This is a genomic window from Saccharothrix obliqua, from assembly GCF_019375475.1.
In the GTDB taxonomy this organism is placed as follows: Bacteria; Actinomycetota; Actinomycetes; order Mycobacteriales; family Pseudonocardiaceae; genus Actinosynnema; species Actinosynnema obliqua.
Window position 1 is genome coordinate 359613 of sequence record NZ_JAHXGQ010000006.1, and the last position, 25152, is coordinate 384764.

At 71.7% G+C, this 25152-nt stretch carries 27 protein-coding genes; 17 read left to right on the forward strand and 10 right to left on the reverse strand.

The window, feature by feature from the left end:
- Positions 1–186: 186 nt before the first annotated feature.
- Genes KZQ38_RS21250 through KZQ38_RS21270 form a run of 5 tightly spaced genes read left to right on the forward strand, consistent with a single transcriptional unit; the run spans position 187 to position 5960 of the window.
- A complete protein-coding gene (locus KZQ38_RS21250; RefSeq protein WP_219443872.1) occupies positions 187–1869 on the forward strand; it encodes an ABC transporter substrate-binding protein in 1683 nt (560 codons plus the stop codon).
- A gap of 29 nt (positions 1870–1898) precedes the next feature.
- On the forward strand, positions 1899–2903 hold the full coding sequence (locus tag KZQ38_RS21255; protein WP_219443873.1) for an ABC transporter permease: 1005 nt from the start codon (positions 1899–1901) through the stop codon (positions 2901–2903).
- A 4-nt stretch (positions 2904–2907) separates the two neighbouring features.
- Entirely contained in the window at positions 2908–3846 is a 939-nt protein-coding gene (locus KZQ38_RS21260; protein WP_219443874.1) for an ABC transporter permease, read from the forward strand.
- Positions 3847–3849: 3 nt separating this feature from the next.
- Positions 3850–4845 carry an ABC transporter ATP-binding protein gene (locus KZQ38_RS21265; RefSeq protein ID WP_219443875.1) on the forward strand — a complete coding sequence of 332 codons (996 nt, stop codon included), beginning with the start codon at positions 3850–3852 and terminating at the stop codon, positions 4843–4845.
- Positions 4842–5960 carry an ABC transporter ATP-binding protein gene (locus KZQ38_RS21270; protein ID WP_308258510.1) on the forward strand — a complete coding sequence of 373 codons (1119 nt, stop codon included), beginning with the start codon at positions 4842–4844 and terminating at the stop codon, positions 5958–5960. Before KZQ38_RS21265 ends, KZQ38_RS21270 begins: the two co-directional genes overlap by 4 nt.
- Before the next feature lie 39 nt (positions 5961–5999).
- On the opposite strand, the gene KZQ38_RS21275 is transcribed toward KZQ38_RS21270, so the two are convergent.
- Positions 6000–6563: a TIGR03086 family metal-binding protein gene (locus tag KZQ38_RS21275; protein ID WP_219443876.1), complete on the reverse strand. Its 564-nt coding sequence runs from the start codon at positions 6561–6563 to the stop codon at positions 6000–6002.
- Positions 6564–6654: 91 nt separating this feature from the next.
- Here KZQ38_RS21275 and KZQ38_RS21280 point away from each other — a divergent pair, with 91 nt between their 5' ends.
- Positions 6655–7251, forward strand: a complete 597-nt coding sequence (locus KZQ38_RS21280; protein ID WP_219443877.1) for a TetR/AcrR family transcriptional regulator — start codon at positions 6655–6657, stop codon at positions 7249–7251.
- 37 nt (positions 7252–7288) lie between these two features.
- Here the strand turns inward: KZQ38_RS21280 and leuA are convergent, their stop codons facing one another.
- Complete coding sequence (gene leuA / locus KZQ38_RS21285; protein ID WP_219443878.1) at positions 7289–9082, reverse strand: 2-isopropylmalate synthase; 1794 nt, start codon at positions 9080–9082, stop codon at positions 7289–7291.
- Positions 9083–9305: 223 nt separating this feature from the next.
- Between leuA and KZQ38_RS21290 the strand changes: the two genes are divergently transcribed.
- Positions 9306–9605 carry a hypothetical protein gene (locus KZQ38_RS21290; protein ID WP_219443879.1) on the forward strand — a complete coding sequence of 100 codons (300 nt, stop codon included), beginning with the start codon at positions 9306–9308 and terminating at the stop codon, positions 9603–9605.
- 548 nt (positions 9606–10153) lie between these two features.
- On the opposite strand, the gene KZQ38_RS21295 is transcribed toward KZQ38_RS21290, so the two are convergent.
- Both KZQ38_RS21295 and KZQ38_RS21300 read right to left on the reverse strand, forming a co-directional pair.
- Positions 10154–10726, reverse strand: a complete 573-nt coding sequence (locus KZQ38_RS21295) for a nitroreductase family protein (protein WP_219443880.1) — start codon at positions 10724–10726, stop codon at positions 10154–10156.
- Positions 10726–11928 (reverse strand): glycosyltransferase family protein, encoded by a 1203-nt coding sequence (locus KZQ38_RS21300; RefSeq protein WP_308258511.1) that lies wholly within the window; start codon positions 11926–11928, stop codon positions 10726–10728. The genes KZQ38_RS21295 and KZQ38_RS21300 overlap by 1 nt, the downstream gene beginning before the upstream one ends.
- 112 nt (positions 11929–12040) lie before the next feature.
- Here KZQ38_RS21300 and KZQ38_RS21305 point away from each other — a divergent pair, with 112 nt between their 5' ends.
- From KZQ38_RS21305 to KZQ38_RS21315, 3 genes are read left to right on the forward strand one after another with little or no spacing between them, the layout of a single operon-like run.
- Entirely contained in the window at positions 12041–13306 is a 1266-nt protein-coding gene (locus KZQ38_RS21305; protein WP_219443882.1) for an aspartate kinase, read from the forward strand.
- Entirely contained in the window at positions 13303–14367 is a 1065-nt protein-coding gene (locus tag KZQ38_RS21310) for an aspartate-semialdehyde dehydrogenase (RefSeq protein WP_219443883.1), read from the forward strand. Before KZQ38_RS21305 ends, KZQ38_RS21310 begins: the two co-directional genes overlap by 4 nt.
- 53 nt (positions 14368–14420) lie before the next feature.
- Positions 14421–14954, forward strand: a complete 534-nt coding sequence (locus KZQ38_RS21315; protein WP_219443884.1) for a GrpB family protein — start codon at positions 14421–14423, stop codon at positions 14952–14954.
- On the opposite strand, the gene KZQ38_RS21320 is transcribed toward KZQ38_RS21315, so the two are convergent.
- Positions 14914–16089: an MFS transporter gene (locus tag KZQ38_RS21320; RefSeq protein WP_219443885.1), complete on the reverse strand. Its 1176-nt coding sequence runs from the start codon at positions 16087–16089 to the stop codon at positions 14914–14916. The genes KZQ38_RS21315 and KZQ38_RS21320 overlap by 41 nt on opposite strands.
- 97 nt (positions 16090–16186) lie before the next feature.
- Here KZQ38_RS21320 and KZQ38_RS21325 point away from each other — a divergent pair, with 97 nt between their 5' ends.
- Both KZQ38_RS21325 and KZQ38_RS21330 read left to right on the forward strand, forming a co-directional pair.
- Complete coding sequence (locus KZQ38_RS21325; RefSeq protein ID WP_219443886.1) at positions 16187–16615, forward strand: Fur family transcriptional regulator; 429 nt, start codon at positions 16187–16189, stop codon at positions 16613–16615.
- Entirely contained in the window at positions 16612–18057 is a 1446-nt protein-coding gene (locus KZQ38_RS21330; protein WP_219443887.1) for a catalase, read from the forward strand. Before KZQ38_RS21325 ends, KZQ38_RS21330 begins: the two co-directional genes overlap by 4 nt.
- Before the next feature lie 60 nt (positions 18058–18117).
- Here KZQ38_RS21330 and KZQ38_RS21335 read toward each other — a convergent pair whose 3' ends face one another.
- Positions 18118–18330 (reverse strand): hypothetical protein, encoded by a 213-nt coding sequence (locus KZQ38_RS21335; RefSeq protein WP_219443888.1) that lies wholly within the window; start codon positions 18328–18330, stop codon positions 18118–18120.
- An 85-nt stretch (positions 18331–18415) separates the two neighbouring features.
- On the opposite strand from KZQ38_RS21335, the gene KZQ38_RS21340 reads away from it, so the two are divergent.
- The 3 genes from KZQ38_RS21340 to KZQ38_RS21350 are packed head-to-tail and all read left to right on the forward strand — an operon-like array spanning position 18416 to position 19768.
- On the forward strand, positions 18416–18706 hold the full coding sequence (locus KZQ38_RS21340) for a YbaB/EbfC family nucleoid-associated protein (protein WP_219443889.1): 291 nt from the start codon (positions 18416–18418) through the stop codon (positions 18704–18706).
- 13 nt (positions 18707–18719) lie between these two features.
- Positions 18720–19034: a DUF2563 family protein gene (locus KZQ38_RS21345; RefSeq protein WP_219443890.1), complete on the forward strand. Its 315-nt coding sequence runs from the start codon at positions 18720–18722 to the stop codon at positions 19032–19034.
- Positions 19031–19768 carry a hypothetical protein gene (locus KZQ38_RS21350; protein ID WP_219443891.1) on the forward strand — a complete coding sequence of 246 codons (738 nt, stop codon included), beginning with the start codon at positions 19031–19033 and terminating at the stop codon, positions 19766–19768. Before KZQ38_RS21345 ends, KZQ38_RS21350 begins: the two co-directional genes overlap by 4 nt.
- Positions 19769–19799: 31 nt before the next feature.
- Here the strand turns inward: KZQ38_RS21350 and KZQ38_RS21355 are convergent, their stop codons facing one another.
- Positions 19800–20867, reverse strand: a complete 1068-nt coding sequence (locus tag KZQ38_RS21355) for an alpha/beta hydrolase (RefSeq protein WP_219443892.1) — start codon at positions 20865–20867, stop codon at positions 19800–19802.
- Between the two features lie 79 nt (positions 20868–20946).
- Here KZQ38_RS21355 and KZQ38_RS21360 point away from each other — a divergent pair, with 79 nt between their 5' ends.
- Positions 20947–21507, forward strand: coding sequence for an NADPH-dependent FMN reductase (locus KZQ38_RS21360; RefSeq protein WP_219443893.1), 561 nt, complete (start codon positions 20947–20949; stop codon positions 21505–21507).
- A 129-nt stretch (positions 21508–21636) separates the two neighbouring features.
- Positions 21637–22113, forward strand: a complete 477-nt coding sequence (locus KZQ38_RS21365; RefSeq protein ID WP_219443894.1) for a Dps family protein — start codon at positions 21637–21639, stop codon at positions 22111–22113.
- Positions 22114–22153: 40 nt separating this feature from the next.
- On the opposite strand, the gene KZQ38_RS21370 is transcribed toward KZQ38_RS21365, so the two are convergent.
- The 3 genes from KZQ38_RS21370 to KZQ38_RS21380 are packed head-to-tail and all read right to left on the reverse strand — an operon-like array spanning position 22154 to position 24996.
- Positions 22154–23971: a S9 family peptidase gene (locus KZQ38_RS21370; protein ID WP_219443895.1), complete on the reverse strand. Its 1818-nt coding sequence runs from the start codon at positions 23969–23971 to the stop codon at positions 22154–22156.
- Positions 23968–24756 (reverse strand): class I SAM-dependent methyltransferase, encoded by a 789-nt coding sequence (locus KZQ38_RS21375; RefSeq protein WP_219443896.1) that lies wholly within the window; start codon positions 24754–24756, stop codon positions 23968–23970. The genes KZQ38_RS21370 and KZQ38_RS21375 overlap by 4 nt, the downstream gene beginning before the upstream one ends.
- A gap of 18 nt (positions 24757–24774) precedes the next feature.
- Positions 24775–24996: a hypothetical protein gene (locus KZQ38_RS21380; protein WP_219443897.1), complete on the reverse strand. Its 222-nt coding sequence runs from the start codon at positions 24994–24996 to the stop codon at positions 24775–24777.
- Between the last annotated feature and the right edge of the window lie 156 nt (positions 24997–25152).

A 25152-nucleotide genomic window follows, 5' to 3' on the forward strand; every position in this document is an offset into this window, starting at 1 on the left:
ACAGCGTAGGAGAGCGTTTGCCCGACCCGAGGTCGTCACGTTGGGTCATCACCCATGAGCCGGAAGTACGAGAAACTTCATTCGCGTGGCCGGATCGTGACCTCCGTTACCTCTCGAAGAGTTGTCAGGACCGGTTAGTGTCGCTGACCACACCGTGTGATCCCGGATTTCCACTAGGGGTGTTTGATGGCTCATTCCCGAACGGCCCGGCGCCGCTGGTCGGCCGCGATCGGCCTCACCGGCGTCGCCGCGCTCGCACTGTCCGGCTGCGCGCAATCCGAGCGCGGTGGCGAGACCGGTGGCGGTCAGGTCGGCGGCACCCTCACCTTCGGCGCGGCGGGTGCCCCGAAGCTGCTGGATCCGTTCTACGCGACCGACGGCGAGACGTTCCGCGTGTCCCGCCAGATGTTCGAGGGCCTGGTCGGGTTCAAGCCCGGCACCGCCGAGGTGCAGCCCGCGCTGGCGACGAAGTGGGAGTCGTCCGCGGACGGCAAGACGTGGACGTTCACACTCAAGGAAAACGTTAAATTCCACGACGGCACCGCGTTCAACGCGGAAGCGGTCTGCGTGAACTTCAACCGCTGGTACAACCAGAAGGGCGCCGCGCAGAGCGAGGCCGTTTCGCAGTACTGGCTGGACAACTTCGGCGGCTTCGCCGACACGCCGGACAAGCCCTCGCTGTTCAAGTCGTGCGCGGCCAAGGACCCGAAGACCGCGGTCGTGGAGCTGACCAAGTCGACTTCGCAGTTCCCGTCGGTGCTGGGCTTCACGTCCTTCTCGATCTCCAGCCCCGAGGCGCTGAAGAAGTACGACGCGGACAACGTCGTCGCGTCGGGTGACGCGTTCACCTACCCGGCCTACGCCAACGAGCACCCCACCGGCACCGGCCCGTTCAAGTTCGGGAAGTTCGACAAGGCGAACAACGTCGTCGAGCTGGTCCGCAACGACGACTACCACGGCGACAAGGCCAAGCTGGACAAGGTCGTCTTCAAGATCATCCCCGACGAGACCGCCCGCAAGCAGGCGCTCAAGGCGGGCGACATCGACGGGTACGACCTGCCGAACGCCGCCGACTGGGCCGGGCTGAAGTCCGACGGGTTCGACGTCAAGGTGCGCCCCGCGTTCAACGTGCTGTACCTGGGCATCAACCAGCTCAACAACCCGAAGCTCCAGGACCTCAAGGTCCGCCAGGCGCTCCAGTACGCGATCAACCGCGAGCAGCTCGTGAAGTCCCAGCTGCCCGAGGGCGCGACGGTCGCGTCCCAGTTCATGCCGCCGCTGGTCAACGGCTACGACAAGTCGCTGGAAGCGGTCAAGTACGACCCGGAGAAGGCCAAGGCGCTGCTCGCCGAGGCGGGCGCGAGCGACCTGACGCTGAAGTTCTACTGGCCGACCGAGGTCACCCGGCCCTACATGCCGAGCCCGAAGGACCTGTACGGCGCGATCGCGGGCGACCTCCAGAAGGCCGGCATCAAGGTCGAGGCCACCAGCAAGCCGTGGAACGGCGGCTACCTGACCGACGTCGACAACGGCGTGCCGGACCTGTTCATGCTGGGCTGGACCGGTGACAACGGCACCGCCCACAACTGGGTGGGCACGTTCTTCGGCCGCACCGACAACCGGTTCAACACCGGCAAGTCGCCGTGGGGCAAGGTCCTGGCCGACGACCTGGCGGCGGCCAACGCCGAGCCGGACGAGGCCAAGCGCACCAAGCTCTACGAGGGCATCAACAAGAAGATCATGACCGAGTACCTGCCCGCCGTCCCGCTGTCGTACGCGCCGCCGGCGATCGTGTTCAAGAAGGAGATCCAGGGCGTCACGCCCAGCCCGCTGACCGACGAGAGGTTCGGCTCGGCTTCCAAGGGCTGACCCACGGATAGAGACCACGGGGTAGCACAATGCTCCGCTACACGATCCGACGGCTCATCCAGCTCGTCGGCGTGGTGCTGGTGCTGTCCCTGCTGCTCTTCGCGTGGCTCCGCGCTCTCCCGGGAGGACCGGTCTCGGCCCTCCTGGGAGAGCGCGCCACGCCCGAGTCGCGGGAAGCCCTCACCAAACAGCTCGGCTTGGACCAGCCGATCTTCGTCCAGTACGTGAAGTTCCTCGGCCGCGCGTTGTCCGGCGACTTCGGTGTCTCCACCGGCGTCCAGCCGGGCGACTCGGCCATGGAGATCTTCCTCCAGCGGTTCCCCGCGACCATCGAGCTGAGCTTCCTCGCGATCGTCATCGCGGTGGCGCTGGGCATCCCGCTCGGCTACCTGGCGGCGAAGCGGCGCGGTGGCTGGTTCGACAACCTCAGCGTGGCCGGTTCGCTGATCGGCGTGGCCGTGCCGGTGTTCTTCCTGGCCTACGTGCTCAAGGACGTGCTGTCCGCGGCGCTCGGCCTGCCCACCCAGGGCAGGCAGGACGCGATCGGCGCGACCCGCGTGACCGGGTTCTTCGTGGTCGACGGCGTCATCACGCAGGAGTGGGACGCGGCGCTGAACGCGCTGGAGCACCTGATCCTGCCCGCGATCGCGTTGTCCACCATCCCGTTCGCGGTGGTCTTCCGGATCACCCGCGCGGCCGTGCTCGACGTGCTGAACGAGGACTTCGTGCGCACGGCCGAGTCGAAGGGCCTGACCTCGCCGGTGATCCGGCGCAGGCACGTGCTGCGCAACGCGATGCTGCCGGTGGTGACCACGATCGGCCTCCAGACCGGCGCGCTGCTCGCGGGCGCGGTGCTCACCGAGAAGGTGTTCTCGCTGCCCGGGGTCGGCCAAGCGCTCGCGATCGGCTTCGAGCGGCGCGACTACCCGGTCCTGCTGCTGCTGATCATCATGGCCACGGTCGTCTACGTGGTGGTCAACCTGTTGGTGGACCTCTCGTACGCGTTCATCGACCCGCGGATCAGGACGAGGTAGGCGCATGGTGACCCCTACCCGCAAGAAGGACCGGATCGACGCGCTCGCCGCGTCGTCGGGCGAGTCCGACGCAGGCGTCAGCCTGGCCGCGAGCGCGTGGCGGACGCTGCGCCGCAGCCCGGTGTTCCTCACCGGCGCGACGATCATCACGTTGTTCGTGCTGATCTCGCTGCTGTCGCCGTGGCTCGCGCCGCAGGACACCGCCGAACCGATGCTGATCGACCAGGTCGTGAAGGCGCGCAACGAGATCCCGCCACCGCAGCCGGGCCACCTGCTCGGCGGCGACCTCCAGGGCCGGGACTTCTTCTCCCGCCTGCTGGTCGGCTCGCAGCAGACGCTGATCGTCGGCGTGCTCGCCACCCTGATCGGGCTGGCGGGCGGCCTGACGCTGGGCACGCTCGCGGGCGCGCTCGGCGGCTGGGTCGACACGGTCGTGATGCGCCTGGTCGACGTCATGCTGTCGCTGCCCAGCCTGCTGCTGGCGTTCAGCATCAGCGCGATGTTCGCGCGCCCCAACCAGTACACCGTGATCGTCGCGGTGGCGGTGGTGCAGATACCGGTGTTCGCCCGCCTGCTGCGCGGCTCGATGCTGGCGCAGCGCTCCAGCGACCACGTGCTGGCGGCGACCGCGCTGGGCGTGAAGCCGGGCGCGATCGTGTTCCGGCACATGCTGCCCAACTCGCTCGGACCGGTGATCGTGCAGTCCACGCTCGTGCTGGCCACGGCCATCATCGACGCGGCGGCGCTGTCGTTCCTCGGCCTGGGCAACCCGGACGACCGGGTGCCGGAGTGGGGCCAGATGCTGGGCGACGTGCAGAACGTGTTCGACACGCACCCGCAGCTGGCGTTCTGGCCGGCGGGCTGCATCATCGTGGTCGCGCTCGGGTTCACGCTGATGGGCGAGACCCTGCGTGAGGCCCTCGACCCCAAGAGCAGGCGGTGAGTCATGGCGTTGCTGGAAGTGCGTGACCTCACCGTGGTTTTCGAGCGCAAGGGGGAGCAGCCCTTCACCGCCGTCGACCACGTGAGCTTCGACGTGGAGCCCGGTCAGACCGTCGGTCTGGTCGGCGAGTCCGGGTGCGGCAAGTCGGTCACCTCGCTCGCGGTGATGGGGCTGCTGCCCCGGCGCGGCGCGCGGATCGGCGGGACCGTGAACTACGAGGGCGTGAACCTGCTCGCCCTGTCCGACCGGGAGATGCGCGACCGGCGCGGGCGTGACCTGGGCATGGTGTTCCAGGACCCGCTGTCGTCGTTGAACCCGGTCATCCCGATCGGCGTCCAGGTGACCGAGGTGCTGGAGCGGCACCGGGACATGCCGCGCAAGAAGGCCATGGTCGAGGCGGAGGACCTGCTGGACAAGGTCGGCATCCCCGACCCGCGCCGGCGGTTGTCCGAGTACCCGCACCAGCTCTCCGGCGGGATGCGGCAACGCGCGTTGATCGCGATCGCGTTGGCGTGCCGGCCGCGGCTGCTCATCGCGGACGAGCCGACCACCGCCCTGGACGTGACCATCCAGGCGCAGATCCTGGCCCTGCTCAAGGAACTCGTGCAGGACATGGGCACCGCGCTGGTGATGATCACGCACGACCTGGGCGTGGTGGCCGGCCTGTGCGACGAGGTGAACGTCCTGTACGGCGGCCGGGTGGTGGAGAAGGCGCAGCGGCACGAGCTGTTCGCCCAGCCGCGCCACCCGTACACGCACGGGCTGCTCAACTCGATCCCCCGCCTGGACGCGCCGCGTGGCGAGAAGCTGTCGCCCATCAGGGGTTCGGTGGCGGACAACATCCCGTGGGAGCAGGGGTGCGCGTTCGCGCCTCGTTGCCCGAACGCGCTGGACGTGTGCGTGCAGCGCACGCCGGAGCAGGAGGACGTGGGCGGTGGTCGGCTGCTGCGCTGCCACAACCCGGTCCAGCCGGTCGTGACCGAGGAGGTGTCGGTGTGAGCGCGGACAGCACCGCGGCGGAACTGGTCTCGGTGCAGGGCATCAAGGTGCACTTCCCGATCCGCCGGGGCGTCGTGCTGGACCGGACGGTCGGGTACGTGTACGCGGTGGACGGCGTGGACCTGACCGTCCGGCGTGGTGAGACCTACGGCCTGGTCGGCGAGTCCGGGTGCGGCAAGTCCACGCTCGGGCGGGCGGTGCTGCGGCTGACCGAGCCGACCGCGGGCCGGGTGGTGTTCGACGGCACCGACCTGTCGGCGCTCAAGGGCGAGCAGCTGCGCTCGATGCGGCGGCGGATGCAGATGGTGTTCCAGGACCCCATGTCGTCGCTGGACCCGCGGCAGTCCGTCGAGTCGATCCTGGTCGAGGGACTGCGGGCGCACGGCCTGGACAAGAGCCGGGAGAGCACGGCCAAGCGGCTGCGGGAGCTGCTGTCCGCCGTGGGCCTGCCGACGACGTCGCTGCGCAAGTACCCGCACGAGTTCTCCGGCGGTCAGCGGCAGCGCATCGGCATCGCCCGCGCGTTGTCCGTGGAACCGGACCTGATCATCGCCGACGAGCCGGTGTCCGCGCTGGACGTGTCGGTGCAGGCGCAGGTGGTGAACCTGCTGGAGGAGTTGCAGGAGCAGTTCGGCCTGACCTACCTGGTGATCGCGCACGACCTGGCGGTGGTGCGGCACATCTCCGACCGGGTGGGCGTGATGTACCTGGGCGGGCTGGTGGAGGAGGCCGGTTCGGACGACCTCTACGCCGAGCCGCTACACCCGTACACCAGGGCGCTGCTGTCCGCGATCCCCGTGCCGGACCCGCGGGTGGAGGACCAGCGGGAGCGCATCCTGCTCACCGGCGACCTGCCGTCGCCCGCGAACCCGCCCAACGGCTGCCGGTTCCACACCCGGTGCCCGTGGAAGCAGGACACGAAGTGCTCGACCGAGCGGCCCGAGCTGCGCGAGGTGCTGCCGGGCCACCGGGTCGCCTGCCACTGGGCGGAGGACATCCGGTCGGGTCGCATCCGGCCGCACGAGGTGCGGGCCGAGCTGGTGGTGGAGGACGGCATCTCGCCGGACGTGCCGCTGGTGGGACCCGCCTCGGTGACCGAGGTGCTCAACCCGTGACGTGAGCGCGGGGGCGCCTCCCGGGGCGCCCCCGCGTGGTCACGGTCGCCAGTCGGGCGTGCGGCCCAGCAGCGCGACCAGCCGGTCCGTCGGCGTGGCGTCGGCCCGCGCCGCGACCTCCGGCGCGAACGCCGCGCCCGGTCCCCGCACGGCGGGCGTGTCCGGGTAGCGGGCGGCGATCTCGTGCGCGGCCAGCGCGAACTCCGCCGGCACCTCGGCGTCGCGGCCGAGCGCGCGGTTGAGGTCCCAGGAGTGGACCACGTTGTCCACGAAGTGCGCGGCGACCAGGCTCCGACCGGGGTACGCGCCGAAACCGGGCAGCTCGGCCTCCCGGTCGAGGAAGCCCTCCGCGTGGAACGCCTCGGTGACCAGCTCGTTGGCCGCCGCGTAGGACGCGCGCAGGTCGGCGGTGACGGTGGCGCGCGGTGCGGCGAGGCGTGCGCCGGCGTCGAACGCGACCGCCATGTCGGCCAGGTGGCGCACCAGGTCGCGGACGGTCCACCCGGCACACGGCGTGGGCAGGTCGTAGTGCCCGGGTTCGAGCGTCGCCAGCAGCTCCAGGTTGCGGTCGACCGCGGCGCGGTCGAGGTCGAGCAGGTCCATGCGGTCTCCCTTGTAAGTGTACGAACGATCGTACAATTAGTTTGGGTCCGGTCAAGGGCGCGTGGCGACCGCGGCCAACTAGCGTGGACGCGTGAAGGTCGACGGGCGGGTGGAGCGCGGCGAGCAGACGAAGCGGCAGATCCTGCGGCGCGCGGCGGAGATCGCGTCGGTGGAGGGCCTGGAGGGGTTGTCCATCGGGCGGCTCGCCACCGAGCTGGAGGTGAGCAAGAGCGGCGTGTTCGCGCACTTCGGGTCGAAGGAGGAGCTTCAGCTCGCGACCGTGCGCGCGGCGGCGAAGGTGTTCGTGGACCAGGTCGTCACGCCGGCGCTCGACGTGCCGCCCGGGCGCGCCCGCCTGGAGCGGCTGCTCGACGGGTGGCTGGCGTACTCGGAGCACCGCACGTTCCCCGGCGGGTGCTTCTTCTACGCGGTGCAGGCCGAGTTCGACGCCCGGCCCGGCCGGGTCCGCGACACGCTGGTCGAGTTCGACCGGCGCTGGCACGACCTGGTCCGGTCGACGGCGGCGGACGTGCCCGGCCTCGTGGCCGACCCCGACCAGCTCGCGTTCGAGGTCATCGCGTTCCTGGAGCTGGCCAACGGCAAGTCCGTGCTGCGTGGCGACGACGAGGCGTACGCGCGTGCCCGCACGGCCGTCGCGGACGCGCTGGCACGGGCGACGCGGGCGTGAGCGCCGGGCGCGGCGGTGTGCCGCGCCCGGCCCCGGTTCAGCGGTGCGCCCGGTTCAGCGCCGACACGACCGCGCGCAGCGACGCCGACACCGTGGACGAGTCGATGCCCACGCCCCACAGCACCCGGTCGCCCACCGCGCACTCCAGGTAGGCCGCCGCGCGGGCGTCGTCACCCGACGACAGGGCGTGCTCGGAGTAGTCCAGCACCCGCACGTCGTAGCCGACCGCGGCCAGCGCGTCCACGAACGCGGCGATCGGGCCGTTGCCGGTGCCGGTGATCTCCTGCGCCTCGCCGTCCACGACCACCACCGCGGTGATCTTCTCGTGGCCGCCGCCGTCCGCGGACACCTTCTGCCGCACCAGCTTCAGCGGCGCGGTGGGGTCCAGGTACTCGGTCGCGAACGCGTCCCACATGTCCTTCGGGGAGACCTCGCCGCCGTGCGCGTCGGTGACCTCCTGGATGACCCGCGAGAACTCGACCTGGAGCCGGCGCGGCAGGTCCAGGTGGTGCTCGGTCTTCATCAGGTACGCCACGCCGCCTTTGCCGGACTGCGAGTTCACCCGGATCACGGCCTCGTAGTTGCGGCCGACGTCCTTCGGGTCGATCGGCAGGTACGGGACCTCCCACGGGAACTCGTCCACGTGCCGGCCCGCTTCCTTCGCCGCCTCCTCCAGCGCCTCGAAGCCCTTCTTGATGGCGTCCTGGTGGGAACCGGAGAACGCGGTGAACACCAGGTCGCCGCCGTACGGGTGGCGCTCGCCCACCGGGAGCTGGTTGCAGTATTCGACGGTGCGGCGGATCTCGTCGATGTCGGAGAAGTCGATCTGCGGGTCGACGCCCTGGCTGAACATGTTCATCGCCAGCGTGACCAGGCACACGTTGCCGGTCCGCTCGCCGTTGCCGAACAGGCAGCCCTCGATGCGGTCCGCGCCCGCCAGGTAGCCCAGCTCGGCGGCGGCCACGCCGGTGCCGCGGTCGTTGTGCGGGTGCAGGGACAGGATGATCGAGTCCCGGCGGGCCAGGTTGCGCGACATCCACTCGATCGAGTCGGCGTACACGTTGGGCGTGGCCATCTCGACCGTCGCCGGCAGGTTCACGATCATCGGCTTGTCGGGCGTCGGCGCGATGATCTCCGAGACCGCGTCGCACACCTCCAGCGCGTACGACAGCTCGGTGCCGGTGTAGGACTCGGGGGAGTATTCGTAGCGGAAGTCCGTCTCCGGGTACGCGCGTGCCTGCTCCAGCGCGAACCGGGCGGCGTCCGTGGCGATCTGCTTGATGCGCTCGCGGTCGGCCTTGAACACCACGCGGCGTTGCAGGACCGACGTCGAGTTGTAGAAGTGCACGATCGCCCGGTGCACGCCGCGCAGTGCCTCGTAGGTGCGCTCGATCAGCTCGGGGCGGCACTGGGTGAGCACCTGGATCGTGACGTCCGGCGGGATCGCGCCGTCCTCGATGATCTCCCGGACGAAGTCGAAGTCGGTCTGCGACGCGGCCGGGAAGCCGACCTCGATCTCCTTGTAGCCCATGCGGACCAGCAGGTCGAACATCTTCCGCTTGCGCGCGGGCGACATGGGGTCGATCAGGGCCTGGTTGCCGTCACGCAGGTCCACCGCGCACCAGAGCGGCGCCTTCGTGATGCGCTTGTCCGGCCACGTGCGGTCGGGCAGGTCCACGGCCTCCACCACCTCGTGGAACGGGCGGTAGCGGTGGACGGGCATCGACGTGCCCCGCTGGGGGTTCCAGGCGGGCTGGTCGGCGGGCGCGGGCCGGGCCGGCTGGCGGATGCGGCCGGAACCGGAGGTGTACGCGTCGGGAGAGGTCGTCATGGCTGGGGTGCTCCTGCTGGCCGAGAGGTGACGACCGGCGGCAACGCTCGATGCCGCGACGGGGGGCCGGTCTGGTCAGACCCCGTCACGGCGGCGAAGCAGGAGGGCACGTGCCACGGCGACAGGTTAACCGCTTTGCGCTCGGAGGCGTAACCACACGCCCAGATGGTGGAACTTCACCCGGTCGAGTTTCACTCTTCCGTGGCTCGGTTATGCCTCTGCCATGTCCAGATGGCGAACCTCAACGCGCAGTGGCAGCTTCACCGCTGCCCGGGTGATCAGCGGCGTCGGTGCCGTGTTCGCGGTCATCGAGGTGCTGTACATCCTCATGATCCTCTTCGGTGCGAACCAGGCGAACGCGTTCTTCCGCTTCATCCAGCAGCTCGCGGAGCCGCTGGCGCTGTTCTTCCCCGGCCTGTTCCAGTTCGGCAACGCCAACCTCGACGTCATCGTCAACTACGGCCTGGCGGCGGTCTTCTGGCTGGTCGTCACCAGCGTGCTGGCCCGCGTGGTCGCGCGCTAGGCCCTGTCCTCAGCCAGGGCGTGTCCTCAGGTGGGGTGCTTCGTCTTTGGGTCGCGGTGCGGGCACGGGCTGACCGACGAGCACGCGGCAGGCGAGTGAACCGCTGGCCGCCGTCTTCCCCGCGCCCGCGGGGCGGTCCCGGCCTGCGGGGTGGTCGCGGTCTGCGGGGCGGTCCCGAAAGGTGCCGCCGCCTCGAAACTTTCAGGGAGCCTGCCTGATAGATACCGGGTAGCTATCTTTCAGGGAGCCTGCCTGATAGTTAGGCCCGGCCCGGCCGCGGTCCTCCCCGCGCTCGCCTCCTGCATCGCCCGGCCACCCCGCGCCCGCGGGGGCGGTCCCGGGAGGTGTCGCCGCCCCGAAACTTTCAGGGAGCCTGCCTGATAGATACCGGGTGGCTAACTTTCAGGGAGCCTGCCTGAAAATTAGCGTTCTGCCCGGCCTCCCTCTTCGCCGCGCCGGCGGGAGCGGTCCGGGTCGTGCTTCGGCTTGAGGGCAGCTTCCAGCCCCTGCCGGTGGCCTCGCGGCGGGACCGCGAGGCCGTTGGCAGGTCAGCTCTCGGGCAGCAGCGGGTTGCCCCAGGCGCCGGTGAACACGGTCTCGCTGAGCGGTTTGCGGACGCGGGGCGCGTGTTCGCGGGCCTGGAGGTCCGGTGGCAGCAGGCCGACGTCGCCCGGAACGCCGACGGCCACGACCACGACCGGCACGACGTCGGCGGGCAGCCCGAACGCCCGCGCGGCGGCGTCGTGGTCGAAACCGCCCATCTGGTGGGTGATCAGGCCCAGGTGCTCGGCCTGGAGGACGAGGTTCTGCACGGCCAGTCCCAGGCCGAACTCGGTGTTGGGTATCGGGCCGCGGTCGTCGGTGGTCGCACGGGCCGCCAGCACGAGGGCGGACGCGCGGACCGCCCACGTCTGGTTGCCGGGCCGCAGCACGTCGAAGACGCGCTGGAACGTGTCGTCGCCACGCAGGCCGACGACGAACCGGGCGGGTTGGGTGTTGCCGTGCGAGGCGGCCCAGCGGGCGGCTTCGAACAGCGCTTCGAGGACGTCCGGGGCGAGGGCGGCGTCCGGGTCGAACGCGCGCGGGCTCCGGCGGTTGGCGATGAGCGGGTGGAGTTCCATCAGATCGCATACTGCCAAGCCGTGATGGCGTACGCGCCGAACCACGCGCTGAAAAGCACCGCACCGCACAACACGGCCACCGCCGTGGACGTCCGCCGCCGGGCCAGTGCCAGGGCGGGCGGTATCAGCAGCGTGAACGCGGGCAGCAGCAACCGCGCCTTGGAGTTCATCAGGCCGTTCGAGCCGAGGTCCATCACCAGCACGCCCGCGCCGTACAGCACCAGCGGCCACTCCAGGCCGCGCCGCAGGCCCAGCACGACCAGCGCGATCGCCACCACCAGGAACCACACCGTGGCCAGCTCCAGCACCGACCGCGGGTCGCCCAGCACGAGCAACGCGAACTTCCAGGTGGCCGCGCCGCCGTCGAACCGGGAGTCCCAACCGCGTTGCTGCACGGCGAACCACCCGTCCCACTGCCCGGTGCGCACCGCCACGTACCCGAGGTAGCCGAGCAGGCCCAGCGGCGCGACCGCGGCACCCGCCCACGGCCGCCACCCGTCCTCCCGCCGCACGACCGCCACCACCGCCGCCGCGCACACGGCGAGCACCAGCGCCGCCGCCGTCGGCCGCACCAGCCCGGCCGCCGCGCAGCACAGCCCCGCGAGCAGCCACCGCCGTTCCAGCACGCCGACCAGCGCCCACGCCGCGAACGCGCAGAACGTGGCCTCCGAGTACGTCATCGACAGCACGACCGCCATCGGCGACGCGGCGAACAACACCACCAGCACCAGACCCGCCCGCCGGGAACCGCCGAACACGGCGCGGCCCAGCCGGTGCAGCCCGTACGCGCACACCACGCCGCTCACCAGGGACACCGCGAACGCCGCGCCGACCACCGTCACGCCGGGCAGGCCGTCCGCCCAGCGCACCAGCGCCGGGTAACCGGGGAAGAACGCGAGCGGCGTCTCGGCGGTGCGCCGGGAAAACGCGTCGACCAACCCGCGCGGCACGTCGTCGTAACCACCCGCGGCGATGCCCAGGAACCACTGGCCGTCCCACGAGGTGAGCGCGCGCGAGACGTCCTTGTCCCACCGGCCGGCCATCAGCACGAGCACGAACAGCCCCACCTCGCGCACCACGAGGTAGAGCACGGCGGGCGCGGCGGCGAGCACCACCCGGTGTCTGACCGCGCGCGCCAGCCGCTCCCGCGCCGCGTGCGGCGGGTCTTCCGGGTCCACGTGCACGGCTTCCGCGGTCGACACGACGACGAGGGTAGTGCCCGTCACGGTGGCCGCAGTCCGCTCCCCGATCCGGGTACTCTGCCCCCAAGCTGGGGTTTCCCGCTCAACGCGTCGGCTCGGAGGGAGAGGTTCTGTGGCGCTCGTCGTCCAGAAGTACGGTGGTTCCTCAGTCGAGAGCGCCGAGCGGATCAAACGGGTGGCGGAGCGGATCGTCGCCACCCGCAAAGCGGGCAACGACGTCGTGGTCGCCGTGTCCGCGATGGGCGACACCACCGACGAACTGCTCGACCTCGCGCGCCAGGTGTCCCCGGTGCCGCCCGCCCGCGAGATGGACATGCTGCTCACCTCCGGCGAGCGCATCTCCATGTCCCTGCTGGCGATGGCCATCCACTCGCTGGGCGCGCAGGCGCGGTCGTACACCGGTTCGCAGGCGGGCGTGCTCACCACGTCCGTGCACGGCAAGGCACGCATCATCGACGTGACGCCGAGCCGCATCCAGGACGCGCTGGACGACGGCGCGATCGCGATCGTCGCGGGCTTCCAGGGCGTGAGCCAGGACAGCAAGGAGATCACCACGCTCGGCCGGGGCGGCACCGACACCACCGCGGTGGCGTTGGCGGCGGCGCTCAAGGCCGACGTGTGCGAGATCTACACCGACGTGGACGGCGTGTTCACCGCCGACCCGCGCATCGTCCCGAACGCACGGCGCCTGAAGAGCATCACGTACGAGGAGATGCTGGAGATGGCGGCGAGCGGCGCGAAGGTGCTCATGCTCCGCTGCGTCGAGTACGCCCGCCGATACGGCGTCCCCGTGCACGTCCGATCTTCGTTCAGCAACAAGCCCGGGACCATCGTGTCCGGGTCAGTGGAGGACCTTCCCGTGGAACAGGCGATGATCACCGGCGTCGCGCACGACCGGTCCGAGGCCAAGGTCACCGTGACGGCGGTGCCCGACCACCCCGGCGTGGCGGCCCGGATCTTCCGGGTGGTGGCCGAGGCGGAACTCGACATCGACATGGTCGTGCAGAACGTCTCGCAGGCCGTGTCCGGCCGCACCGACGTGACGTTCACGCTGCCCAAGGACGACGGCCCGCGCGCGGTCGCGGTGCTGGAGCGGGCGCGTGAGGAGATCGGGTTCGAGCAGGTGCTCTACGACGACCACGTGGGCAAGGTGTCCCTGGTCGGCGCGGGGATGCGCTCGCACCCCGGCGTGACGGCCACCTTCTGCGAGGCGCTGGCCTCGGCGGGGGTGAACATCGAGATCATCTCCACCTCGGAGATCCGGATCTCGGTGATCTGCCGCGACACCCAGCTCGACGACGCGGTGCGCGCCCTGCACGACGCGTTCGAGCTGGGTGGCGACGAAGAGGCCGTGGTGTACGCGGGGAGCGGTCGATGAGCGCCCCCGTGCTGGCCCTCGTGGGCGCGACCGGCGCCGTGGGCACCGTGATGATCGGCATCATCAACGACCGGCCGTCCGTGCCGTGGGGCGAGATCCGCCTGATCGCCTCGCCCCGCTCGGCGGGCAAGAAGATCACCGTGCGCGGCGAGGAGCTGACCGTCGTCGCGCTCTCGCCGGAGGCGTTCGACGGCGTCGACATCGCGATGTTCGACGTGCCGGACGAGGTGTCCGCGCAATGGGCGCCGATCGCCGCCGAGCGCGGCGCGGTGGCGGTGGACAACTCGGGCGCGTTCCGGATGGACCCGGAGGTGCCGCTGGTGGTGCCCGAGGTGAACGCCGACGCCATCGCCACGCGGCCCAAGGGCATCATCGCCAACCCGAACTGCACGACGCTGTCCATGATGGCGGCGTTGGGCGCGCTGCACCGGGAGTTCGGGCTGCGCGAGCTGGTCGTGGCGTCGTACCAGGCGGCGTCGGGTGGCGGTCAGGCCGCCATCGACCGCCTGTACGGCGAGCTGGAGGCGTTGGCGGGCAAGCAGGTCGGGGTGCGCGCGGGCGACGTCCGCGAGGCGCTGGAGGCGGCCGGCCTGCCGGTCGCGGACTCCCCGTTCCCCGCGCCGCTGGCGTTGAACGTGGTGCCGTGGGCCGGTTCGCTCAAGGACGACGGCTGGACCAGCGAGGAGCTGAAGGTCCGCAACGAGTCCCGCAAGATCCTGGGCATCCCGGACCTGAAGGTGTCCGCGACGTGCGTCCGGGTGCCGGTCGTGACGACGCACTCGCTCGCGGTGCACGCCACGTTCGAGCGCGAGATCACCGTGGAGCGGGCGCACGAGGTGTTCGGCGCGCAGCCGACCATCGTGCTGGTCGACGACCCGACGGCGTTGGAGTTCCCGACGCCGGCGGACGTGGTGGGCGAGGACCCGACCTACGTCGGCCGGGTGCGCCAGGCGCTCGACTTCCCGAACACGCTGGACTTCTTCGTGTGCGGGGACAACCTCCGCAAGGGCGCGGCGCTCAACACGTACGAGATCGCCGAGGAGCTGGCGAACCGGCTGTGAGGGCGGGGCGGGGTGGTGCGGCCACCCCGCCCCTTTTCGTCCGGGAGGCGGACGTGGATCCCGCGTGGGCGCACGAAGAGGTCGTGCTGCGGCCTTACGACGCGCGGTGGGCGGAGCGCGCCGAGGCCGTCCGGACGCGGCTGGTGGTGGTGCTCGCGCCGTGGCTCGTGGCCGGCGTGGAGCACATCGGGTCGACGTCCGTGCCGGGTCTCGCGGCCAAGCCCGTGCTGGACCTGATGGCCTCCGTGTCCGACCGGTCCGCGGTGGTGGGCGCACTGGTCGACGACGGGTGGGCGCACGTGCCGCCCGAGCTGGACGGGCAGGACTGGCGGCGGTTCTTCGTGCGGCCGGACGCCTCCGGCCGGCACCGGGTCGCGCACCTGCACGTGCTGCGGGCGGGCCACCACCGCTGGCACGACCAGCTCGCGTTCCGGGACGCGCTGCGCCGCGAACCGGAACTGCGCGACCGCTACGCGGCGTTGAAGCAGGACCTGGCCGACCGGTTCGCCCACGACCGCGAGGCGTACACCGCGGCCAAGGGCGGGTTCATCGCGGAAGTGCTGAGACGGCCGGCGTCCGCGCCGTGAGCGTCATCGACACCAGCCCGATCACCACCGCGCCGGCGCCCGCGACCGCGAAGCCCCAGCCGGGCGCGGAGTGGTCGATGACGAAACCGGTGACCGGCGCGCCGAGCGCCGCGCCCAGCGTGAACGCCGAGCCCTGGAGGCCCATCGCCTCGCCGCGGGCCGAGCCGGGTGTGAGGCGCGTGATGGCCTCGCCGGTGCCCGCGATGGTCGGCGCGCACAGGAAGTTCGTCGGCACCAACGCGAGCGCCAGCACCCACGGCGACCACTCGAACAACCCGATCGGCACGGCCAGCAACCCCATCGCGCCCATCAGCACCCAGATCGGCGGCACGCGCGTCATCCCGCCGTAGACGAAGCCGCCGACCAGGGACGCCACGCACATGACGACGATCAACGCGCCCGTCCAGTCGGTGAGCCCCATGCCGCGCATACTCGCCACCACGGACACCTCGACGCCCGACAGCACGAACGTCGCGCCGCCCGCGCTGATCAGCACGCCGACCAGCCGACCGGTCAGCCACTCGCCGCGCGGCACGGGCGGGCCCTGCTCGGACTCGTCACGCACCGGCGGGTTCACGGCGTAGAGGACCAATCCGAACACCACCATGGACGCGCCGATGGCCCACATCGCGACCCGGCTGTGCCAGTGGGTGGTGAGGAAGACGCCGAGCGCCGGTCCCGCCATGAACGCGAGTTCGACGGCCATGGAGTCCATCGCGAGCGCGGTGCGCCTGCTCTCCTCGGGCACCAGCGCGGTGGTGATCTGGCGGCCGATCTGCATGACCGGCATGACCGCGATGCCGGACACGAAGCAGGTGACCAGCAGCACCTCGTACGGCAGGGCGGGCGCGATGAACCAGAACACCGCCTCCGAGCACATGGACAGCAACAGCATGGCGCGCAGGCCGCGCCGGTCCACGAGGCGGCCCATGAGGGGCGCGCCGACCGCGATGCCGATGGTCGCCATCGCGCCGACCAGGCCCGCCGCGCCGTAACCGCGCTCCAGGCTGAGCAGCACGTGCATGGTGATCGTCATGCCCGCCGCCGTGGCCGGTATCCGCGCGACGAGCATCAGCAGCATCAGGGAGGGCAGCCGAGGTGTCCGCAGCACGGCGCGGTAGGGGGCGAGGTTCACCGGGCCATCTTCACTCGGCCAGGCGACCGCCGACCAAGCGCTTTAACCGTTCGTTTTCTTGACTGATTCCAGAAAGCATGGTGTAGTGGGTGTCGCCATGACCCCACGGGAACTGCTCAAGGACGCCGGGCTGCGGATCACCGCGCCCCGGCTGGCCGTCCTGGAGTGGCTCGCCGACCACCCGCACGCGACCGCCGACCAGGTCGCGGAGGGTGTGCGGGCCAGGCTGGGCGCCGTTTCCACCCAGGCCGTGTACGACGTGCTGAACGCATGTGCGCGCACCGGCCTGCTGCGCCGCATCGAGCCCGCCGGTCACCCGGCGCGCTACGAGACGCGCATCGGTGACAACCATCACCACCTCGTGTGCAGGCGGTGCGGTCGTACCGAGGACGTGGACTGCGTGCACGGCGCCGCGCCCTGCCTGGAGCCCTCCGCCACGGGCGGCTTCACCGTGGACGAGGCCGAGGTCCTCTTCTGGGGTCTGTGCCCCGACTGCCGCACCGCTACGAAGGAGCTACAAGCGTGACCGAAGCGCGTCACACCACGAACAACGCGGGTATCCCCGTGGCCAGCGACGACCACTCGCTGACCCTGGGCCCGAACGGCCCGATCCTGCTCCAGGACCACTACCTGATCGAGAAGAACGCGCAGTTCAACCGCGAGCGCGTGCCCGAGCGGGTCGTGCACGCCAAGGGTGGCGGCGCCTTCGGCTACTTCGAGACCACCGAGGACATCAGCCGCTACACCAAGGCGGCGCTGTTCCAGCCGGGCGTCAAGACCGAGACGCTGCTGCGCTTCTCGACCGTGGCCGGTGAGCTGGGCTCGCCCGACACCTGGCGCGACCCGCGTGGTTTCGCGCTGAAGTTCTACACCACCGAGGGCAACTACGACCTGGTCGGCAACAACACCCCGGTGTTCTTCCTGCGCGACCCGATCAAGTTCCCCGACTTCATCCGCTCCCAGAAGCGCCGCGCCGACACCGGCCGCCGCGACCACAACATGCAGTGGGACTTCTGGACGTTGCAGCCGCAGACCGCGCACCAGGTGACGTGGCTGATGGGCGACCGGGGCATCCCGAAGACCTGGCGGCACCAGAACGGCTACGGCTCGCACACCTACCTGTGGGAGAACGCGGCCGGCGAGAAGTTCTGGGTGAAGTACCACTTCAAGAGCGACCAGGGCATCGAGACGCTGACCTCGGAAGAGGCCGCCCGCATCGCCGGTGAGGACGCCGACGCGCACCGCGCCGACCTGTGGCACGCCATCGAGCGCGGCGAGTTCCCGTCGTGGACGCTCAAGGTGCAGGTCATGCCGTACGCGGACGCGGCGAACTACCGCTTCAACCCGTTCGACCTGACCAAGGTGTGGCCGCACGCCGACTACCCGCTGATCACCGTCGGCAAGCTGGTCCTCGACCGGAACCCGGCGGACTACTTCGCGGAGATCGAGCAGGCCGCGTTCGAGCCCACCAACCTGGTGCCGGGCATCGGCACGTCCCCGGACAAGATGCTGATCGGCCGCATCTTCTCCTACCCGGACGCCCACCGGTACCGCATCGGCGCGAACTACGCCGAGCTGCCGGTGAACCGGCCCAAGTCGCCGGTGAACTCGTACTCCAAGGACGGCGCGATGCGGTACACCAACGCGTCCGACCCGGTGTACGCGCCCAACTCCTACGGCGGTCCGCACGCCAGTGCCGCCGCCGCGGGTGAGACGGCCTCCGCGTACGGCGTGGAGGACGAGGTCGTGCGGTCGGCGTACCGGCTGCACGCCGAGGACGACGACTTCGGCCAGGCCGGCACGCTGCTGCGCGAGGTCATGACCGAGGAGCAGCGCGCGCGCCTGGTGAAGACCGTGGTCGCGCACCTGTCCAACGGCGTGTCCGCCCCGGTCCTGGAGCGGGCCTTCGAATACTGGCGCAACATCGACAAGGAGACCGGCGACAAGATCGCCGCCGCGTTCGCCTGATCGAGCGCTCCCACCACACCGGAAGGGGGAGAGGTCCCACGCGGACCTCTCCCCCTTCCGCTATTCGCGCCGCCAGGGGTAGCGGGGCGCGACGATCTCGAACGAGTCGACCAGCCACGTCTGCCGCGCCTCCGGCTCGTCGGCGTCCGGCTCGTGGGCGTCCGGCCGGCGCGGCGCGCGGTCGGGCACGCGGTCGGGCACGCGCACCCACACCGGCGGCCGGTCGGCGGGCGCGGTTGCGCCGAACGGCGGGTCGCCGACCCTCGCGCGCACCCAATATCCCCGACCTGCCGACGAGTCCACGTCACCGAGATTACGGTGGAACTCACCGGTTCCGGGTGACGTGGGGGAGCGCGCGGTGGGTCTGGCGGACATGGCGGCCCGCGCCGAGCGGGCGCAGCGGGCGCGGGAGGCGTTGAAGCAGGACCTCGCGGGGCGGGTGGTGACCCGGCGGGACGCGCACGGTCTCGTGGAGATCGGCGTGGACACCTCCGCCCAGGTGGTCGAGGTCGCGGTGAACGCCTCCTCGGTCGGCCGCGTGGACCCCAAGTTGCTGGCGCAGGCGGTGCTGGAGGCCGCGACGAGCGCCCAGCGCGCCGCACGGGAACTGGTCGCCGAGAGGCGTTCCTACCACCTGGGTGTCGAGTGAAGGGGGAGTGCGGATGTCGTTCACCGCGGATACGGAGCGGATGCGCAGAGCGGCGGACCGGTTCCGCAAGGCGGGTGACGAGACCGACGAGGCGGCCGGCGTGCTGGCGACCGTGACGGTGCCGGCCGGCGCGTTCGGCGCGTCGGGACCGGGGCCGGGCATCGCGGCGGTGCTGGACGACGCGGTCGGGCGGCGCACGTCCCGCCTGCGCGACCGGCGTGCCCGGTTGGCCGACATCGCCGAGCGGATCGACCAGGACGCGGACGCGTACGACGAGACGGACGCCTCGTCCGCCGTCGAGATCGAGCGCGCGGGCGGTGTGCGATGAGCCACCCCGCCGTGCGCGAGGCGCACGACGCGTGCGCCCAACTGGGTCTGGCCGCGCGCAAGATCGGCCAGGAGGACCCGGCCGCCGCCGTGCTGCTGATCGACTACGAGCCGGGGGCCGTCGACGAGTACGCGGCCCGGCTGGAGGACGCGCTGAAGCGGGTCGACGGCGCCATCGCCGAGACCGAGGCCGCCCGCGACGAGCAGGGCCGGGCGTCCGAGGGCGAGGCCGCGAGCGCGGCCCAGGAGGCGACCGCCGAGGACCTGGCGCTGCTGCGGGCGGAGCGCGACCGGTTGGCCGGCCTGATCAAGGAGGTGCGCGCGCTCGCGAGCGACATGGACCGCGTCGTGTCCGACGCGTGCGCGGGGATCGTGGCCGCGGTGCGCGACCCGGAGGTCGGCGCGGCCGTCGCGCTGGTGCTGGACGACACCCCCGCGACCGACCCGGCCGCGATCGCCGCGGAGGGGCTGGCGGAGGACCTGGTCGGCGCCACGTCGTTGGACGTGATCAAGCGCTGCCTCGCCGCCCAGGACCAGGTGGAGGTCCTGTCGGGGCGGCTGGCGGGCGCGGTCGAGTCGCTGGAGTCGTCGGCGGGTGGCGCCACGGGCACGCCGGAGGCCCAGGGCGGGACGCCGGGCGCGGCCGAGGGCGGCGTGGCCGGGTCGGGTGCGCAGGAGGGCGGCGTGGCCGGGTCGGGTGAGCCGGCCGCGGGCGCGGGCCAGCAGTCCCGCTGACACCTCGGGCCGCCCCCGCGCGGGGGCGGCCCTACGCGGTCTCGGCCACGTCCTGCCGGGCGTTCGCCAGGGCGATGCCGGTGCGCAGCGCGCCGACCGCCTCGGCCACCGCCTCCCGGAACACGGTGCCGACGCCGAGGATGTTCGCGTACCCGTGGAACAGGCCCTCGTGCCGCCGCAGCACCACCGGCACGCCCTGCTCCGCCAGCTTCGCCGCGAACGCCTCGCCCTCGTCCCGCAGCGGGTCGAAACCCGCCGTCGCCAGGTAGGTCGGCGGCAGCCCGCTCAGGTCCTCCGCCAGCAGCACGGACAGCCGGGGGTCGGCGTGCACCTCGGGCGACGGCGCGTAGTGGTCGAGGAACCAGTCCATCTTGCCGTCGGTGAGGAAGAACCCCGCGCCGAACAGCTCGCGGGACCGCCGCCGCACCGTGGCGTCCACCGCCGGGTAGAACAACAGCAGGAACACCGGTTTCGCGACGCCCGCGTGCAACGCCGTGACGGCCGCCAGGTTGCCGCCCGCGCTGTCACCCCCGAGCGCGATCCGCGTCGGGTCGATGCGCAGGGCCGAAGCGTTCGCCACGGCCCACTCGAACGCCGTGCGCGCGTCGTCCGCCGCCGCCGGGAACGGGTGCTCGGGCGCGAGCCGGTAGTCCGCGGACAGCACCCGCACGCCCGCCTCGGCGGCCAGGTACCGGCACAGGTTGTCGTGGCTGTCGAGGTCGCCGCTCACCCAGCCGCCGCCGTGGTAGAAGACCAGCAGCGGCGAGCCCTCGGGCAGGCCGCGTGGCGTGTAGAACCGGGCGCGGACCCCGTCCAGGTCCAGCGCGCGGACCGCCACGTTCCCCACGACGGGGCCCGCGACCAGGGCGTTCGTCCGGCTCATGGCGATCCGGTCGGCGGCGGGCGTGGTGGTGCGCGGGTCGTCGCCGCCGAGTCGCTGCAACCGCAGCAGCAGTTGCGCCTCGGGGTGCAGGCGCTGACCGTCCAAAGTGATCGGCCGACCCGCGATGAGCCTGCGCAGCGGCGCGGGCAGGCCGAACACGAAGCGCAGGGCACCGGCGAGGACCCCGGGGGGAAGCGAGTCGACGAGGTTCGGCATGAGACGCACGTTACTCGTGGGTAGTACGGTCGGTCAGGAATGGACCTCGACCTAGGTCGAGGTGGCAGGATCGGGAGCCATGACGGTCACCGTGGTGGGCATCGGCGGGTCGCTGCGCCCGAACTCGCAGTCCGAGCGCGCGATGCGGATCGCCCTGTCCGGCGCGGCGGAGGCGGGCGCGAAGGTCATCGAGGTCACCGGGCCCGAACTGGTGCTCCCGTTCTACGACCCGGCCGTGCCCGAGCGCCCCGAGAACGCACGTCGCCTGGTCGACGCGCTGCGCGCGGCGGACGGCGTCGTGCTGGTCTCGCCCGGCTACCACGGCACGGTGTCGGGCCTGATCAAGAACGCCCTCGACTACGTGGAGGACCTGCGCACCGACCCGCGCGTCTACCTGGACGGCCGCGCGGTCGGCTGCGTCGCCGCCGCCCGCGGCTGGCAGGCGTCGGTCACCACGCTCACCGCCCTGCGCTCCATCGTGCACGCGTTGCGCGGCTGGCCGACACCGCTCGGCGCGGCCATCAACTCGCGGGAGGTGGACTTCGACCTCGAAGGCGGCTGCACCGATCCCTCGGTCGCGGACACGTTGCGCACGATCGGGCGACAGGTCGCCGAGTTCGCCGCGTCACAGGCCGGTTGACCGCACCGTTGAGCGGGTAGACACCGGACGTGAGACGTGGTGCGGGCAGCGCGGCTGCCCGTGCTCCGACACCACGCGGCGACATCGAGGTGGCGCTGACCGCCACCGTGTGAAGGAGGCGCTAGCACCATGGGCAAGTCCCCGATCACCAGCCCGCTTTCCGACTCGGACAAGGCCGCCGTCGGCACGGTCCTCCAAGCCACCCTGGTCGACCTCATCGACCTGTCGCTGGCCGCCAAGCAGGCCCACTGGAACGTGGTCGGCAAGAACTTCCGCAGCGTCCACCTCCAGCTCGACGAACTGGTGACGACGGCCCGCACCTACACCGACGAGGTCGCCGAACGGGCCTCCGCGCTCGGCATCTCGCCCAACGGCAAGGCGAAGACGGTGGCCGAGGGCTCGGGCGTGCCGGAGTTCCCGGACAACTGGCTCAAGGAGGCGGACGTCGTCACGGCGGTCGTGGGCGCCCTCGCCAAGCTCATCGACCGGCTGCGTGCCCGGATCGACGAGACCGACAAGACCGACCTCGTCACCCAGGACCTGCTGATCGAGATCACCAGGGCGCTGGAGCAGGCGCACTGGATGTGGCAGGCGCAGCAGGCGTGACCCGCCGCGCGGGGGTGGCCGACCACCCCCGCGCGTGGTCTCAGCCGCCCAGCACCCGCCGCACGAACCCGACCTCCGCCGCCGTCTGCCGGATGGTCTCCGCGACCACCAGCGACCCGTGGCCCGCGTCGTACCGGTACACCTCGTACGCCGCGCCGCGTGCCGCCAGCCGGTCCAGGTAGTTGTCGATCTGCCGGATCGGGCAGCGCGGGTCGTTCTCACCGGCCAGCACCAGCACGGGCGCGCGCACCGCGTCCACGTAGGTCAGCGGCGAGCACTCGCGGTACCGGTCGGGCACGTCCTCCGGCGAACCGCCGAACAACGCCCGGTCGAACGCCCGCAGCGGTTCCATCTCGTCCTCGTACGCGGCCAGGTAGTCCGCCACGGGCACGCCCGCGACACCCGCCGCCCAGCGCTCCGGCTGCGTGCCCAGCGCGAGCAGGGTCAGGTAGCCGCCCCACGACGCGCCGTTGACCACGCACTTCGCGGGGTCCGCGAACCCGGACGACACGGCCCAGTCGTGCACCGCGGCCACGTCCTCCAGCTCGGTCAGCCCCGGCCGGCCCTCGATGGCGTCGCGCCAGCGCGAGCCGTAGCCGGTGGAGCCCCGGTAGTTGACGTGCACCACGGCGTACCCGGCGTCCAGCCACACCGCGCGGTACGCGGAGAACCGGTCCTCGTCCGCCGAGTGCGGTCCGCCGTGCAGGCTGAAGACGGTCGGCAGCGGGCCGTCGGGGGCGTTCGCGGGGCGGGCGACCAGGGCGTGCACGTCGCCGACGAACACGTCCGCCAAGTCCTCGGACGGTGCGGGCCGGTGACCGGGCGGCTCCAGCAGCACGCGCTCGTCGCCGTCGACGTCCAGCACCCGCACCACGCCGGGTCGCGCGGCGGAGGACCAGGAGAACTCGACCGAGCCGTCCGGGCGGACGCCCGCCGAGCCCACCGTGCCGTGCGGCGTGTCGAGCGCGGTCAGCACGCCGGTGGCCAGGTCGTAGCGGTGCAGCGTGTTGCGCGCCTGGAAGGTGTGCACGACCAGCAGCGCCGAGGCGTCCTCGTACCAGTCGGCGCTGATCTCGCCGGGCAGGTCGATCTCGATCGGCGTCTCGGTGTCCGCGGCGACGTCCCAGATCAGCAGTTCCTCCCGCCCGCGCCGCTCGTGCAGGACCAGCAGGCGCTGGTCGCCGCGCACCGGGCTGAACGCGATGGCGTCCAGGCCCTTGCCGGGGCCGTCCCACTTCTCGGCGACCTTCTCCCCGGCGGGTGTGACCACGCGCAACGCGGTGTGCCGGTTGTCGCCGTGCTCGGAGTGGGCGAGCGCGATCAGGGTCTCGTCCTTGGACAGCGCGGCCACGCCGCCGTCGTTCTCGTGCGCGTAGACGACCTCGGCGGGTGCGCCGTCACGTGACACGTACACCGTCGTGCCGTCGTCGGTGGACGTGCCGACGACGACGATCCCGTGCCCGATCTCCAGTCCCGCCGGGTAGCCCGCCGGCACGCCCTCGACGGCGGGGCGAGCCGCTTCGCCCGTCGCCTCGAACGGCTCCCGGACCCAGGTGCCGAACTCGTCGCCGTCGTGGTCGGCGAACCACCAGATCTCCGTGCCGTCCGGGTTGAGCGCGCCGTGCGAGGTGCCGTTGGGGCGGTCGGTGACCTTGCGGTGCGCGTCGGTGCGGCGGTCCCAGGCGTAGATCTCCCACACGCCGGTGGCGTTCGACAGGTAGAGGCTGCGGTCGGGCGCGTCGTCGGCCCAGCCGGGCAGCGTGACGCGGGGCGCCGTGAAGCGGTCCTGCCAGCGGGCCTGGGCCTCGGGGTCGTCGAACAGCGGGTCGGGGATGTCGGCGGTCGGGTGCGTCGTCACGCCTCCGATCCTGCCGGCTGCCGGGCGGTGACCAGGTAGTAGTCCAGCAAGCCGCGTCGTGTCGCCGCGGGCCAGTCCAGGTCGAGGGCGCTCTGCGAGCCGATGACCTCCAGCCACCGGTACAGGCCCGGCCACACGTGCTCGCCGATGCTGTCGGCGCGGACGTCGACGAGCCCGGCCGTCGCCAGGTCGGCGGTGAACCGGTCGACCGCGTGTGCCCGGTCCAGGCCCGACGCGAACGTCTCCAGCAGCTCGGCCAGCTCCGGGCCGGCGTCGTCGCGGGTGGCGAAGAAGGTCGTCACGACGAGCCGCCCGCCCGGCGCCAGGACCCGCGCGCACTCCCGCGCGAAGGCCGTGAGGTCGGGGAAGTGCTGGGCCGCCTCGACGGAGAGCAGGCGATCGAAGGAGGCTGCGGGGAAGGGCAGGGCCGAGGCCGAGCCGACGCGGAAGTCGACGCGGTCGTCCGGGGTGGCGCGGCGGGCGCGCTCGACCTGCTCGGGGACCAGGTCCACGCCGACCAACGCGCGCGGGTCGCGCCGGAGCACCCGGCGCGCGCCGAGGCCCTTGCCGGAGCCGACCTCCAGGACGCGGTCGCGGTCGGTGATCGCGAGCGCGTCCAGGGCGACGTCGTAGAGGGCTTCCTGCGAGGCCACGCGCTGCTCGACGGTGAGGTCACCGTCGAGCGCGACGCCGGCCCAGTAGCCGAAGTTGATGAAGCCGCCGGCGAACACGCGGAGTTCGCCGAGGTCGTGCGTGCCGTAGGTGCGGAGGACTTCACTGGTCATGCGTTCGATGGTGCCGGGTCAGTCCAGCTCCTCGGTGAAGATGCGGTCCATCGTGCGGCGGGCTTTCACCAGGGCGTTGACGACGAGGGCGGCGACGGCCAGCACGCCGCCCGTGACGAGGCCCGCGGTGGCCGTCGTGAGGAGGGCGACGAGCGCGGCTAACCCGAAGATCACCAGGGCCCAGGCGATGAGGGGGATCCAGCTCCCCGAGTTCGGCTTGATCGCGGAGACGATGCTCATCGGACCCTCCTTGGCCTGCTTGATCGACGCGCTGCTCCTCCGTCGCGCCGGCCCAGCCCTCCGTTACCTACAGTGACCCGTGTCGGGTGCCCTTCACTCAGTTGGGCTAACACAACGTGACGACCACTCGGACTACTCGCCACGCTACGTCATGGT

Coding starts and splice junctions, on each gene's coding strand:
- KZQ38_RS21360 (WP_219443893.1), top strand. CDS start 20,947: ATGACGGTCACCGTGGTGGGCATCGGCGGGTCGCTGCGCCCGAACTCG.
- KZQ38_RS21355 (WP_219443892.1), bottom strand. CDS start 20,867: ATGCCGAACCTCGTCGACTCGCTTCCCCCCGGGGTCCTCGCCGGTGCC.
- KZQ38_RS21365 (WP_219443894.1), top strand. CDS start 21,637: ATGGGCAAGTCCCCGATCACCAGCCCGCTTTCCGACTCGGACAAGGCC.
- KZQ38_RS21350 (WP_219443891.1), top strand. CDS start 19,031: ATGAGCCACCCCGCCGTGCGCGAGGCGCACGACGCGTGCGCCCAACTG.
- KZQ38_RS21325 (WP_219443886.1), top strand. CDS start 16,187: ATGACCCCACGGGAACTGCTCAAGGACGCCGGGCTGCGGATCACCGCG.
- KZQ38_RS21345 (WP_219443890.1), top strand. CDS start 18,720: ATGTCGTTCACCGCGGATACGGAGCGGATGCGCAGAGCGGCGGACCGG.
- KZQ38_RS21255 (WP_219443873.1), top strand. CDS start 1,899: ATGCTCCGCTACACGATCCGACGGCTCATCCAGCTCGTCGGCGTGGTG.
- KZQ38_RS21290 (WP_219443879.1), top strand. CDS start 9,306: ATGTCCAGATGGCGAACCTCAACGCGCAGTGGCAGCTTCACCGCTGCC.
- KZQ38_RS21380 (WP_219443897.1), bottom strand. CDS start 24,996: ATGAGCATCGTCTCCGCGATCAAGCCGAACTCGGGGAGCTGGATCCCC.
- KZQ38_RS21295 (WP_219443880.1), bottom strand. CDS start 10,726: ATGGAACTCCACCCGCTCATCGCCAACCGCCGGAGCCCGCGCGCGTTC.
- KZQ38_RS21250 (WP_219443872.1), top strand. CDS start 187: ATGGCTCATTCCCGAACGGCCCGGCGCCGCTGGTCGGCCGCGATCGGC.
- KZQ38_RS21265 (WP_219443875.1), top strand. CDS start 3,850: ATGGCGTTGCTGGAAGTGCGTGACCTCACCGTGGTTTTCGAGCGCAAG.
- KZQ38_RS21260 (WP_219443874.1), top strand. CDS start 2,908: ATGGTGACCCCTACCCGCAAGAAGGACCGGATCGACGCGCTCGCCGCG.
- KZQ38_RS21275 (WP_219443876.1), bottom strand. CDS start 6,563: ATGGACCTGCTCGACCTCGACCGCGCCGCGGTCGACCGCAACCTGGAG.
- KZQ38_RS21375 (WP_219443896.1), bottom strand. CDS start 24,756: ATGACCAGTGAAGTCCTCCGCACCTACGGCACGCACGACCTCGGCGAA.
- leuA (WP_219443878.1), bottom strand. CDS start 9,082: ATGACGACCTCTCCCGACGCGTACACCTCCGGTTCCGGCCGCATCCGC.
- KZQ38_RS21310 (WP_219443883.1), top strand. CDS start 13,303: ATGAGCGCCCCCGTGCTGGCCCTCGTGGGCGCGACCGGCGCCGTGGGC.